Annotated in this window: 11 protein-coding genes; 6 read left to right on the top strand and 5 right to left on the bottom strand. The window is 68.2% G+C overall.

Annotated features, from left to right (window positions below; all coding sequences use genetic code 11):
- Window positions 1-182: 182 nt before the first annotated feature.
- Entirely contained in the window at window positions 183-1,121 is a 939-nt protein-coding gene (locus AC1DN0_RS26530) for a MurR/RpiR family transcriptional regulator (RefSeq protein WP_045238058.1), read from the top strand.
- Here AC1DN0_RS26530 and AC1DN0_RS26535 read toward each other — a convergent pair.
- From AC1DN0_RS26535 to AC1DN0_RS26550, 4 genes are all read right to left on the bottom strand, one after another.
- The gene (locus tag AC1DN0_RS26535) at window positions 1,033-3,483 is read right to left on the bottom strand and encodes a DNA internalization-related competence protein ComEC/Rec2 (RefSeq protein ID WP_441630026.1); all 2,451 of its coding nucleotides are present in this window, start codon (window positions 3,481-3,483) and stop codon (window positions 1,033-1,035) included. The genes AC1DN0_RS26530 and AC1DN0_RS26535 overlap by 89 nt on opposite strands.
- A gap of 64 nt (window positions 3,484-3,547) precedes the next feature.
- Window positions 3,548-4,423, bottom strand: a complete 876-nt coding sequence (locus tag AC1DN0_RS26540) for a TatD family hydrolase (RefSeq protein WP_477111068.1) — start codon at window positions 4,421-4,423, stop codon at window positions 3,548-3,550.
- Between the two features lie 27 nt (window positions 4,424-4,450).
- Window positions 4,451-5,197 (bottom strand): ABC transporter ATP-binding protein, encoded by a 747-nt coding sequence (locus AC1DN0_RS26545; protein ID WP_477146131.1) that lies wholly within the window; start codon window positions 5,195-5,197, stop codon window positions 4,451-4,453.
- Window positions 5,190-6,440: a lipoprotein-releasing ABC transporter permease subunit gene (locus tag AC1DN0_RS26550; protein WP_045238062.1), complete on the bottom strand. Its 1,251-nt coding sequence runs from the start codon at window positions 6,438-6,440 to the stop codon at window positions 5,190-5,192. The genes AC1DN0_RS26545 and AC1DN0_RS26550 overlap by 8 nt, the downstream gene beginning before the upstream one ends.
- Window positions 6,441-6,589: 149 nt before the next feature.
- Between AC1DN0_RS26550 and AC1DN0_RS26555 the strand changes: the two genes are divergently transcribed.
- Together AC1DN0_RS26555 and recJ are read left to right on the top strand one after the other, a co-directional pair.
- On the top strand, window positions 6,590-7,714 hold the full coding sequence (locus AC1DN0_RS26555) for a hypothetical protein (protein ID WP_477111069.1): 1,125 nt from the start codon (window positions 6,590-6,592) through the stop codon (window positions 7,712-7,714).
- A 24-nt stretch (window positions 7,715-7,738) separates the two neighbouring features.
- Complete coding sequence (gene recJ, locus AC1DN0_RS26560) at window positions 7,739-9,436, top strand: single-stranded-DNA-specific exonuclease RecJ (protein ID WP_441630018.1); 1,698 nt, start codon at window positions 7,739-7,741, stop codon at window positions 9,434-9,436.
- A gap of 21 nt (window positions 9,437-9,457) precedes the next feature.
- Here the strand turns inward: recJ and AC1DN0_RS26565 are convergent, their stop codons facing one another.
- The gene (locus AC1DN0_RS26565) at window positions 9,458-10,186 is read right to left on the bottom strand and encodes a peptidoglycan DD-metalloendopeptidase family protein (protein ID WP_441630016.1); all 729 of its coding nucleotides are present in this window, start codon (window positions 10,184-10,186) and stop codon (window positions 9,458-9,460) included.
- A gap of 199 nt (window positions 10,187-10,385) precedes the next feature.
- Here AC1DN0_RS26565 and prfB point away from each other — a divergent pair.
- The 3 genes from prfB to AC1DN0_RS26580 form a co-directional block, all read left to right on the top strand.
- Window positions 10,386-11,490 (top strand): peptide chain release factor 2 gene (gene prfB / locus AC1DN0_RS26570; protein ID WP_276285680.1). Its coding sequence is split into 2 segments (ribosomal slippage): window positions 10,386-10,466 and window positions 10,468-11,490, totalling 1,104 coding nucleotides; the frame shifts between segments, so codons are not numbered across the junction.
- Between the two features lie 84 nt (window positions 11,491-11,574).
- Complete coding sequence (locus AC1DN0_RS26575; RefSeq protein ID WP_477102782.1) at window positions 11,575-12,333, top strand: SDR family oxidoreductase; 759 nt, start codon at window positions 11,575-11,577, stop codon at window positions 12,331-12,333.
- A gap of 39 nt (window positions 12,334-12,372) precedes the next feature.
- On the top strand, window positions 12,373-12,713 hold a 341-nt coding region (locus tag AC1DN0_RS26580; protein ID WP_477146132.1), incomplete at its 3' end, for an OB-fold nucleic acid binding domain-containing protein.

Consider the following 12,713-nt stretch of genomic DNA (forward strand, 5'->3'; position numbering starts at 1 on the left):
AAGCGCCGCATTCACGGCAAAAATCGACAGAATAGGTGAAACCCCTAGTCACAAGCCCACCGGAAGCCGAGGCGATTTCGATGTTGATTATGTAGAATATCTACATGCAGTGCGAACTACCGAACCCCGGATACCGGGGCCAAAGGCACAAGAATGCCCCGGCACAGACAGCCCTCCTTACCATGCGCGACCGAATCCTTGCCGTCTACGACACGCTTCGCCCCTCCGAACGCCGCCTTGCCGACTACGTTGCCCGGCACGGCGCCAGCGTGATCCGTTTGTCGATGCCAGAACTGGCCGAGCGAGCGGGTGTATCCCAGCCCACCATCGCGCGCTTTTGCGCCGCGCTCGGTTATGACGGCTTCCGCGAGTTCAAACTCCAGTTCGCCCAGAACGTGGGCGGCGGCACGCCCTTCGTGCACCAGGACGTCAAGGCCGAAGACCGTCCCGCCGACATCGCCGGCAAGGTGTTCGACCGCACCATCGCCACGCTGATGACAGTGCGCAATGCGCTGTCCGCGGACCAGATCGAGCACGGCATCCAGCTGCTCGCGGCGGCGCGGCGCATCGAGTTCTATGGCTGCGGCAACTCTGGCATCGTCGCGCTGGATATCCAGCACAAGTTCTTCCGCCTCGGCATTCCCACCGTTGCGTACTCGGATTCGCATGTATTCAGCATGTCCGCGGCGTTGCTCGGCCCAGGCGATGTGGCGGTGCTGGTTTCCAACAGCGGGCGCACCTGGGACATGCTGGCCGCCGCCACGCTGGCCCGCGCCAGCGGCGCCAGYGTGCTGGCGCTGACCCACAGCGGTTCGCCGCTGGCCGCGCTGGCGGACGTATGCGTGTTCTCGGACGTGGAAGAAGACAGCGAGGTCTACACGCCAATGACCTCCCGCATCTGCCACCTGGTGCTGGGCGACGTGCTTGCGGCCGGCGTCGCACTGGAACGCGCCGACACCGTCTCCGCCGGCCTGCAGCGCGCCAAGGCCCATCTGCGCGAGCGCCGCATCGCCCAGGCCGAGCCCGCGCATCTCAGCGAGGCGCCGGCGGCGCCGCGCGCCAGTAGCGCCGCTCGTGCTGGCGGTAAGCCCGCACCTCGTAAGACTCGCCGCGCGTCATGATCTGGACCGCGCCGGTTTCGTCGCTGCGATAGCGCGCGATGCCGTGCGAGCCGTAGCGATCCCAGATCTCGGGGCGCGGATGCCGGTGGCGATTGCGATAGCCCATCTGGAACAGCGCCAGCTCGGGCGCCACCACGCCCAGGAACGACCCGCTGGACGAGGTGTTGCTGCCATGGTGCGGCGCCTGCAGGAAATCGGCGCGCAGGTCTTGCGTCGGCAGCCGCGCCAGCAGCGCCGCCTCGTCGCGCCGGGAGATATCGCCAGTCAGCAGAAGGCTGCGCGCGCTGGCCTCCACCTTGAGCACGCAACTGCGCGCATTGCTGTCGATGGCAGCGTTCTGCGCCACGCCCGGCAAGGGATGCAGCATGACAAAGCGAACCCCGTCCCACTCCCACCGCTGCCCCGCCGCGCAGGGCCGGGCCTTTGGCGAGGCAGCACCCGCAGGCGGCGCCAGCAGCCGATGGCCTGATGGCGCACCTGACAGCAGGCTGTCCACCGCCAACGCCGCCATCACGTCGCGCGCCCCGCCTGCGTGATCGGCATCTTCATGACTGATCACCAGTGCGTCGAGCCTGCGCACGCCCGCGCCGCGCAGATACGGCACGATGGCGCGCGCGCCCGCGCTGCTGCCCGGCTCGCCGCGTCCGGCGCCCCACCCGTAGGCCGGACCGGCATCGTAGAGCAGCACATGCGAGTGCGTTTCCACCAGCACCGCGGTGCCTTGCCCGATATCGATCGCGGTGGCACGAAACTCGCCTTGCGCCACCGGCTGACGCCCCGCCACCACCATCGGCAGCAGCAGCACGACGCCATGCAGGCGCGCACGCACGCCGCAACGCACGGGCGCCAGCAACAGCAGCGTGCCGAGCACCGCCAGCCCCAGCGCGAACGGACCCGCGCGCGCGGCCTGCCACACCGCCCACGGCGGCGCCGCCAGCCACTCCAGGCCTATCACCAGCCAGTGCAGCAGCAGGTGCGCAGGGACGAGCAGCCAGCCCGCCAGCGGTGCCGGCAGCGCCGCCGCCAGCAGGGCCAGCGGCGTCACCAGCAGGCTGACCAGCGGAATCGCCACTGCATTGGCCAGTGGCGAGATCACCGAGACCTGCTGGAACAGCAACAGAGTCAACGGCACCAGCCCGACGGTGACGGCCCATTGCGTGCGTGTGGCCTGCGCCAGCGTGGACCGCAGACGCTGCCACCACGAGGACGCAGCATCCCCGGCGGGCTGCGCCGCGGCCAGGAAGATCACGCCCACAGCGCCGAAGGACAGCCAGAAGCCGGGCGACARCACGGCCCAGGGATCGAGCCCGATCGCCGCGAACGCGGCCCAGGCCAGCACCAGGGAAGCAGGCGGCGCGCGGCCGCTCCATAGCGCCAGCGCCGCCACGACCAGCATCGACACGGTACGCTGCGCCGGCACCTGCATGCCCGCCAGCAGGCCGTACGCGAGTGCGGCCATCACCGCCGCCACCAGTGCGGCGCGCCGCGCGGGCCAGTACAGCGGTAAAGGCCGCCGCAGCCAACTGCCAAGGCCAAACGAATGCCGCCACAACCAGTATGCGAAGCTGGAAAAGAGACCGGAAATCATGGTGATATGCAGGCCGGAGATGCTGATCAGGTGGCCGACGCCTGTACGGGTGAACAAGGTCCAGTCGCGCTGCTGGATACCCCGCTGGTCGCCCACCACCAGCGCCGCAAGGACCGGAGCAAAGCGCGCATCCGGAGGCAGGCTGCCCAGCACGTGGTCGCGTACCTGCATCCGCCATCGCGCGATCCTCCACGCCAGTTGTTCACCAACGGCCTCCTGCGCCTCGCGCCGGACGTCGCGCACGTAGCCCGTAGCGCCGATTCCGGCTGCCATCAGCCAGTATTCGTAGTCGAAACCATGAGGGTTGGCCAGGCCGTGCGGCCGGCGCAGACGCAGCGAAAAGACGTACCGCTCGCCGGGGCGCAACGCGGGTGGCGCATCGTCCCAGCTCAGCAGTATCTGCGAGGGAATGCCGGTCGTCATGCCATGGGCCTGCGTCTCATCGAGCGCGAACACAAAGCGCTGGCCGCGCGGCGCCTGCGCCGGCAGGCCTGCAACGACGCCGCTCAGCAGCAGGTCCACGCCTTCCAGTTCGGGCGCCAGGCGTTCTCCCAGCCTGAGTTCCGCGCGCCAAGCCGACCAGCCGAAACCCGCCAGCACCGACAGCACGATCAAGACCGCGCGAGCCCGGCCGGAGCGGCGCATGCGTAGCGCGAGCAGGGCCACGACAACCCCGGCCGCCACCAGCCCCCACGCCGTGGCGCCGCGCGGCAGCGAGCCCTGTTGTTGCAGCCACCAGCAGCCCGCCACGAAGGCGAGCAGGATCAAACGCATGCCAGCTCCCGGACGGGAAGTCAGATGTGTTTGCTTATACAGCCGTCGCCAGCCGCGAAACTTGTCAGGATGAGACGGAAAGGTTGCCGGTTGTTTCGGCCGGGGCAGGCAATGCCGATGGGAACATGGTTGCCGCAAAGGCGGCCAGGCGTGGCAGCGCAGCCACCGAGTTTTGCCACATCGCCGGTGCCAGCGTCGCGGCATCGAGACCACGCAACTCGCCCAGCACCCTGGCCACGCCCACCACTTCGGCAGGCGTATTGCGCGCCTTGTGCTGCTCGCCGAACTGGTCGTCGGACAGCCATGCGGGGGCGATGTCAGGCGCATCGGTTTCGAGCACGATGGCGTCGAGCGGCAACTCCAGCGCCAGGCGCCGGATCTGCTTCGCGCGGCTGAAAGTCAGGTTGCCGCCAAAGCCCAGCTTGAGGCCTTGATCGACAAAGCCGCGCGCCTGCTGCACGCTGCCATTGAAGGCGTGGGCGATGCCCTGGCGCACGCCGGCGCGCCGCAGCTGCGCCGCCACCTGGTCCTGCGACTTGCGCACATGCAGCAGCACCGGCAAGTCGAACTCGCGGGCAATCTTGAGCTGCTCGGTGTAGATCCACGTCTGGTGCGCGGCATCGAGGCCGGGCACGAAGAAATCCAGCCCGATCTCGCCGATGCCGACGAAGCGCGGATCGGCCAGCGAGGCTTGCACCTCCCGGCGCAAGGCATCGAGATCGGACTGCGCGGCACCCGGCGTGCACAGCGGATGGATACCCAGGGCGTAGACGCAGCCAGGGTGCCGCTGCGCCAGCGCGCGCACCGCGGCAAAATTGGACACGGCCACCGCCGGCAGCACGATGCCGGTGACGCCAGTCGCGGCGGCGGCGGCGGCTACGGCATCACGGTCGGCGTCGAATTCGCCGGCGTCGAGGTGGCAATGGGTATCGATCCACATGGCGGTGTGCCGGCGCGGCGATGCGCTTCAGCGTTCGGCGTGGAGGTGCCCGTCGCGCAGGCGCAGCACGCGGTCGCAGCGGCTGGCCRGGTCGAGGTCGTGGGTCACGATCACGAAGCTGGTGCCCAGCGTGCGCGACAGCTCCAGCATCAGGTCGTAGACGCCACCCGCCGTGTGGTCGTCCAGGTTGCCTGTGGGCTCGTCGGCCAGCACGCACGCCGGGCTGCCGACCAGCGCGCGGGCAATCGCCACCCGCTGCCGTTCGCCGCCGGACAGCTCGCCGGGCCGGTGCTGCGCCCGGTCGCCCAGCCCCACCCGCTCCAGCACCGCCATCGCCGCCGCCCGCGCCTCGGGCTGACGCAGCCCGCGGATGCGCATCGGYATGGCCACGTTGTCCAGCGCCGTGAACTCAGGCAGCAGGTGGTGGAACTGGTAGATGAATCCCAGCTCGCGATTGCGMACGATATTGCGCTCGCTCTCGCGCAGCGCCGTAAAGGGCCGGCCCTGCAAGGCAACCCGGCCACTGTCAGGGTTGTCGAGTCCGCCCAGCACATGCAGCAAGGTACTTTTGCCGGAGCCGGACGCGCCGACGATGGCAACCTTCTCCCCCGCCTCGACCCGCACGTCCACGCCCTTGAGCACGGTCACGTCCAGGCCGCCCTGGCGGAAACGCTTGGTCAGGCCCTCGCCCAGCAGGACGGGCGTGCCGTTGGCTTGGCCCGGCGCATCGGCGGCGCTGCCGGCCGGTTCGGCGCGCAACAGGGTTTCACTCATAGCGCAGCGCCTCCGCCGGATTGACGCGGGCAGCGCGCCAGCTTGGGTAGAGCGTGGCCAGGATGGACAGTACAAAGGAAACGATACCGATGGTGGCAATGTCGTTCACGCGGGGATCCGAGGGCAATTCACTAATGAAATAGATGTCGCGCGGCAGGAACTGCACATGCAGCAGCCGCTCGATAAAGGGAACGATCACGTCGATGTTGAAGGCGATCAGCGCGCCGCCGGCCACGCCCGCCAGCGTGCCGATAAAGCCGATGGCCACGCCCTGCACGATGAAGATCTTGGTGATCGAACCGGGCTGGGCGCCCATGGTGCGCAGGATGGCGATGTCGGCCTGCTTGTCCGTCACGGTCATGACCAGCGTGGACACCAGGTTGAACGCGGCCACGGCGATGATCAACGTGAGGATGATGAACATCATGCGCTTCTCGGTCTGCACCGCGGCGAACCAGTTGCGGTTCTGCTTGGACCAGTCGCGCAGGTAGAGCTCACCCGAGAGCGTGCCGGCCAGCGCGTCGGCCACTTGCGGCGCGCGCTGCATGTCCGTCAGTTTCAGGCGCACGCCGGTGGGCCCGGCGAGGCGGAACATGGCTTCGGCGTCGCGGATATTGATCAGCGCCAGCGCGCTGTCGAACTCGAAATGGCCCGACGAGAACACCCCGACCACCGTGAACTGCTTGAGCCGCGGCAGCACCCCGGCCGGCGTGATGGTGCCCTGCGGCACGACCACCGTGACCTTGTCGCCCACCTGCACACCCATGGCATTGGCCAGTTCGTTGCCCAGCGCGATGCCGAATTCGCCGGGCAGCAGGCGATCCATGCCGCCGCCCCGGAACTGCTTGCCGATATCGGACACCTTGGGCTCTTCGGAAGGCTCGACCCCGCGCAGCAGCACGCCGCGCACCGCATCATCCCGGGTCAGCATGGCCTGCGCGGCCACATAGGGCGCGGCACCGATCACTTCCTTGTTGCGCAGCGCCTCGGCGGCGGTCTTTTGCCAGTCGGGCAGCGCCCCGGGCCCGACCACCTCGATGTGCGACAGCACCGATAGCATGCGGTCGCGCACTTCTTTCTGGAAGCCATTCATCACCGACAGCACCACGATCAGCGCCGCCACGCCCAGCGCGATGCCGGCCATGGAAATCATCGAGATAAAGGAAATAAAGGTGTTGCGGCTGGCGCGCTTGCTTGCGCGGGTGTATCGCCAACCGATCTGCCACTCGTAAGGAAAGTTCAAGAGGGTTCCTGTTGTTAGGGAGTAACGCCGGCGCCACACCGCCAACGCCGCATATGGCTTACTGGCTGCGGGCTCGCGCCACTGTCCCAGCCGGGCCGGGGGACGATATTTCCGCCGGCCGCCAGCCGCAAGTTTACAATCTCGGCACCATGATGACGCACCTGACCCTGATTGTGCCCTTTTCCGTCCCGCCCGGCGCCGCGATCGACGCGGACGGCGGGGGCAACGACGCCATGCTGGAAGCCCTGCTGCGGCAGTTGGAGTTGCCGGCGCTGGGAAAGTTGCTTACCCGCGCCAGCCCCGGCCCGCGCGAGCGCCACGACGATCCCTTCCAGCGCTCGCTGCCGCATGAGCGCTGGCTGGCCGGACGTGCCGGGCTCGACACTGTCCGCGTGCCCAGCGCCCCGTTCATGCGACTGGCGGATATAGGCGCAGCCGGCGCGGGCGCCGCCGCGAACGACGGCCAGGCGTGGGCTTGCCTGCAACCGGTACACATCCACGCCGCGCGCGACCACCTGGTGCTGATGGACCCGGCTCAGTTGCACGTCCGGGCCGAGGAGTCGGCCGCCCTGCACGCCGCGGTGTCTGACCTGCTGCGGGAGTCCGGCATTTTGCTGGAAACGCCGCATCCGGCCCGCTGGTACATCCCGGAAGCCGTGTTCGGGCCACTTGTGGCGGCCAGCCCGCTGCGCGCCACCGGCCGCAATATCGATGTATGGATGCAGTCCGGAGTGCGCGCCCGCGACTGGCGCCGGATCCAGAACGAAATCCAGATGACCTGGTACGACCATCCGGTGAACCAGGCCAGGGAAGCCGCCGGAGAGCTCTCCATCAATTCTGTCTGGCTCCACGGCGGCGGCATCCTGCAACAAGTGCCGCGCCTGGCCGACACGGTTTTGACAGGCGACGCTTTCCTGCACGGCCTGGCGCTGGCCGGCGGCACTGTGTGCCAGCCCGCGCCGGCGCGCTTCAAGGCCATCGAAAGCATCGAGGGCAGCGCCATGGTGCTGCTTGAGGACGCCATCGAAGCCCATATCGCCGAAGACTGGGGCCTGTGGATCGAGCGCATGCACGCACTCGATGCCGAATGGTTCTCCCCGGCGCTGGCCGCACTCGAAGGCGGCCAGTTGCAAGCGGTGACGCTGATGCTGGCCGGCGACAACCACTACGCCGAATTCACCGTGCGCCGCGCCGACCTGCGCAAATTCTGGCGCGGCCTGGGCCAGCGCGGCGACTGGCGCGCGCTGCTGTCCGACCTCGCCTATGCCGCCTGATCACCGTTTTCCCGCAAGCCGTACATGACCCGAATCGCCGTTCGCTCCTTCTCCACCGAACATGCCGGCAAGCTGGCCGGACTCGGCCTGCATCCCACGCTGGCGCGCATCCTGTCGGCGCGCGGCGTGCGCGAACCCGCCGAACTCGCCACTGAACTGCCGGGCCTGGTGCCGCCGGCCGCCCTGAAGGGCATCGACCAGGCCGCGACTTACCTGGCGGACGCCATCGCCGCCGGCCGGCGCCTGCTGATCGTGGCCGACTACGACTGCGACGGCGCCACCGCCTGCGCGGTCGGCGTGCGCGGCCTGCGCATGCTGGGCGCGCGCATCGACTACATCGTGCCCAACCGCTTCGAGTACGGCTACGGCCTGACCCCGGAAATCGTGGCGCTGGCCGCCAAGCAGCAGCCGGATGTGATCGTCACCGTGGACAACGGCATCGCCAGCGTCGACGGCGTCGCTGCCGCCAATGCGCTCGGCATCGATGTGGTGGTGACCGATCACCACCTGCCCGGCGACCAGTTGCCCGACGCCGCAGTGATCGTCAACCCCAACCAGCCAGGCTGCGAATTCCCGAGCAAGAACCTGGCGGGCGTGGGCGTGATGTTCTACGTGCTGCTGGCGCTGCGCGCGGAACTGCGCCGCCGTGGCGTATTCGACACACAGACCCAGCCGCGCCTCGACACCCTGCTCGACCTGGTCGCGCTGGGCACCGTGGCGGACGTGGTCAAGCTCGACAGCAACAACCGCATCCTGGTCGCGCAAGGCCTCAAGCGCATGCGCGCCGGCCGCATGCACGCCGGCGTGGCCGCCCTGTTCCGCGCCGCCGGGCGCGAGGCGACGCGCGCCAACACCTTCGACCTGGGCTTTGGCGTGGGCCCGCGCCTGAACGCCGCCGGGCGCCTGGCCGACATGTCGCTCGGCATCGAATGCCTGCTGACCGACGACGCCAACCGCGCCTGGGAAATCGCCCAGGAACTTGACGGCATGAACCGCGAGCGGCGCGATATCGAGGCCGGCATGCAGCAGGAAGCGCTGCAGATCCTGGAAGGCCCGCTGGGCGCGCTGGACCCGGCCGCGCGCTTCACTATCAGCGTGTTCAACGACACCTGGCACCAGGGCGTGATCGGCATCGTGGCCTCGCGCCTCAAGGAAAAATACCACCGCCCCACCATCACCTTCGCGCCGGGCGACGAGGATACGATCAAAGGCTCGGGCCGTTCGATCCCGGGCTTTCACCTGCGCGATGCCCTGGATCTGATATCCAAACGCCACCCCGGCCTGCTGAAGAAATTCGGCGGCCACGCCATGGCGGCCGGCCTGACCCTGGGCGCGGGCGATTTCGCGCAGTTCATGGAGGCGTTCGAGACCGTGGGGCGCGAATGGTTGAGCGACGAGCAGCTTGCCCGTGTGATCGAAACCGATGGCGATATCGAGGATGCCTGCTTCAGCCCGGAGTTCGTTTCGCTGCTGGAGCAGCAGGTATGGGGCCAGGGCTTCCCGGCGCCCACGTTCTGCGGCGAGTTCGATGTCTTGCGCCAGAGCGTGCTCAAGGGCAAGCACCTCAAGCTGCAGCTCGGGCGCGGCAGCCAGCGCTTCGACGCCATCTGGTTCAACCATGCTGAGTCGCTGGGCGCCAGCGCGCTGGTGGCCTACCGGCTCGACAACAACACCTTCAATGGCGTCACCCGCGTGCAGATGGTGATCGAGCACGCGCAGTAGCGTGCGCGCCCCGCCCCGACGTCAGCCGCGCGCGGGCAGCAATCCTGCCGGATCGACCGGCTTGCCGTTGCTGCGCACCTCGAAGTGCAGTTCGCTGTCGGCCGTGCCCATGCGGCCCACTTCCTGCCCCCCGGACACCTGCGCGCCCTCGCTGACCGAGGGCTTGTCCAGGTTGCCGTAGACCGTCAGCCAGTTGTCGTCGTGCTTGATGATGACCAGCATGCCGTAGCCGCGCAGGTTGCCGACGTGGATCGCCTTGCCCCCGGCCGCGGCGCGCACCGTGCTGCCAGGCGCCGTGTTGATGCGCAGGCCCTTGCTGGCGGGCGGCCCGTAGCCCGCGGTAACGCGGCCGTCAGCCGGCCATTGCAGGCGGATGCTGGTAGCCGGCGCCCGCGACGGCGCGCTGTTGTCCACGCGCGGGGTATCCCCCACCGCCACCGGGCCGCCGCTGGCCCCGCCACCCGTGCTGGCGCTGGCGCCGGCCGGTGGGCGAATCCGCAGCAACTGCCCTACCTCGATGCGATCGGCGCTGGGCAACTGGTTCCAGCGCGTCAGCTCGCGCACCGTGCGCTTGTGTCGCCGGGCGACGGTATACAAGGTGTCGCCGCTCTGCACCCGGTAATAGCCGTCGGGCGCGGGTTCGCTGGCCAGGGTGCCACAGCCGGCCGCGAGGCAAGCCGCCGCCGCGGCGGCCAGCAGGCCAAGCGCGCGGCGGCGCGCGTTTGTCTTGTCGTGGTTGCTTTGCTTCATCACGTACTTATCGTTCCTCCCTGTCCATATCTTGAAGCCGGTTGCGCCCGCCAGCACCCTCGCGTCTGCCATGAGGCACCCGCAACTGTAGACCGTTCGCGACGCGAACCGTTCGAAATCATGCAACAGACTGCATCCGGGCGGCGGAAGACAGCCCCCGATCCGCTATAATTCAAGGTTTTGAAAGCGCAGGAACATCATGGAAGCAGAACGCCTCAACGCCATCTCCGGTGCCATCTCCGATCTCCGTTCGCGAACGGAAGATCTACGGGGGTATCTTTGACTACGATGTCAAAGTAGGAAGACTCGACGAAGTCAACGGCGAACTCGAGGATCCCGAGGTCTGGAACAACCCCAAGCGGGCCCAGGATCTCGGCAAGGAAAAGAAAATGCTGGAGGGCGTGGTCGGCGTGCTCGGCAAGCTCACCGATGACCTCAGCGGCGCCGAGGAGCTGTTCGAGCTCGCGCGCGAGGAAGGCGACGACGACACGATGGAAGCCATCGAGACCGACGTCGCGGGCTTCGAAGCCATCGTCGCGGACATGGAATTCCGCCGCATGTTTGCCGGCGAGATGGATCAGGCCAACGCCTTTATCGACATCCAGGCCGGCGCCGGCGGCACCGAAGCCTGCGACTGGGCCTCGATGCTGCTGCGCCAGTACCTGAAGTACTGCGAGCGCAAGGGTTTCAAGGCCGAGGTGCTGGAAGAATCCGAAGGCGACGTGGCGGGCATCAAGAGCGCCACGATCAAGGTCGAGGGCGAGTACGCGTTCGGCTACCTGCGCACGGAAACCGGCGTGCACCGCCTGGTGCGCAAGTCGCCGTTCGACTCGTCGGGCGGCCGCCACACGTCGTTCTCGTCAGTGTTCGTCTACCCCGAGGTGGACGACTCCTTCGAGGTCGAGGTCAATCCGGCGGACCTGCGCGTCGACACCTACCGTGCCTCCGGCGCGGGCGGCCAGCACATCAACAAGACCGATTCGGCAGTGCGGATCACGCACATCCCGACCGGCATCGTGGTGCAGTGCCAGAACGACCGTTCGCAGCACAGGAACCGCGCCGAAGCCATGTCGATGCTGAAATCGCGCCTGTACGAGCACGAAATGCGCAAGCGTCAGGCCGAGGCCGACAAGCTGGAGTCGTCCAAGACCGACGTGGGCTGGGGTCACCAGATCCGCTCCTACGTGCTGGACCAGAGCCGCATCAAGGACCTGCGCACCAACGTGGAAATGTCCAACACGCAGAAGGTGCTGGACGGCGACCTGGACCCGTTCATCGAAGCCAGCCTGAAGCAAGGGCTGTAACACGCAGCAGCGGCGCCACGCCGCCGCGCCGGGGCACGGCGCGGCGGCCGGTGCGGCCACACACCCGCCGGGACAAACTCGACCATGACCGCAGCATCGCATCTGATCATCATCACGGGCACCTCGCGCGGGCTCGGCGCCGCTCTGGCACAGGTACTGCTCAAACCGGGCAACCGCCTGCTGTGCGTGGCGCGCGGCCGCAATCCCGAACTGGAACGGATCGCATCCGCCAGCGGCGTCAAGGTAGCCTGGCACCTGCAGGACCTGTCGCAGCCCGGCCCGGCGGCGACCTGGCTCGGCAGCGTGCTCGACGCGGTCGAGGAAACGCCTGCCAGCGTCACGCTGATCCTCAACGCGGGCATGATCGAGCCGATCGGCCCGATCACCAGACTGCGTGAACCGACGCTGGTGCCGCACCTGCTGACCAATCTTGCCGCGCCAATGACCATGACCGCGGCGTTCCTGGCGCATACCGAGCGCTTCGGCTGCCCGCGCAAGATCCTGGCGATCTCGTCCGGCGCGGCGCGCCGGCCGATTGAAGGCTGGAGCGCCTATTGCGCCGGCAAGGCAGGCCTGGACATGTTCGTGCGCTCGATCAACGCGGAGTACGCGCAGGCCCCGGCCGAACGTGCCGTGCGCGCCGTGGCGCTGGCGCCGGGCGTGGTCGACACCGGCATGCAGGCCACCATCCGCGATGCCGATTTCGCGCAGGTACAGCGCTTCCGCGACCTCAAGGAAAACGACCAGCTGGCCTCGGCCGATGACACCGCGCAGCGCATCGCCGCGTACCTGGAGCGGCCGGACTTCGGCAGCACCGAGCTCGACGACATCCGCAATACCTGAACCTCGCGCGGCCTGCGCCGCGCGACTCACCAAGACATCATGACCGAATCCAACCGCGCTCCCGCCGAGGCCAACGCCCCGGCCGCAGCCGACGAAAACAAGATCATCGCGGAACGGCGCGAGAAGCTGCAGGCCCTGCGTCAGCAAGGCGTGGCCTTCCCCAACGATTTCCGCCCGACCCACCAGGCCGCCGCGCTGCACGAGCAGCACGGGGAGACCGACCAGCCCGCGCTGGAAGCCAGCCCGGTGGAAGTCGCCATCGCCGGCCGCATGATGCTCAAGCGGGTGATGGGCAAGGCCAGCTTCGCCACCGTGCAGGACGGCAGCGGCCAGATCCAGTTCTACATCACGCGCGACAAGGTCGGCGAAGACGTCTACGC

This window comes from Cupriavidus sp. 05N39 (assembly GCF_056397325.1).

Coding starts and splice junctions, on each gene's coding strand:
- AC1DN0_RS26565 (WP_441630016.1), bottom strand. CDS start 10,186: ATGAAGCAAAGCAACCACGACAAGACAAACGCGCGCCGCCGCGCGCTT.
- AC1DN0_RS26540 (WP_477111068.1), bottom strand. CDS start 4,423: ATGTGGATCGATACCCATTGCCACCTCGACGCCGGCGAATTCGACGCC.
- AC1DN0_RS26575 (WP_477102782.1), top strand. CDS start 11,575: ATGACCGCAGCATCGCATCTGATCATCATCACGGGCACCTCGCGCGGG.
- AC1DN0_RS26555 (WP_477111069.1), top strand. CDS start 6,590: ATGATGACGCACCTGACCCTGATTGTGCCCTTTTCCGTCCCGCCCGGC.
- recJ (WP_441630018.1), top strand. CDS start 7,739: ATGACCCGAATCGCCGTTCGCTCCTTCTCCACCGAACATGCCGGCAAG.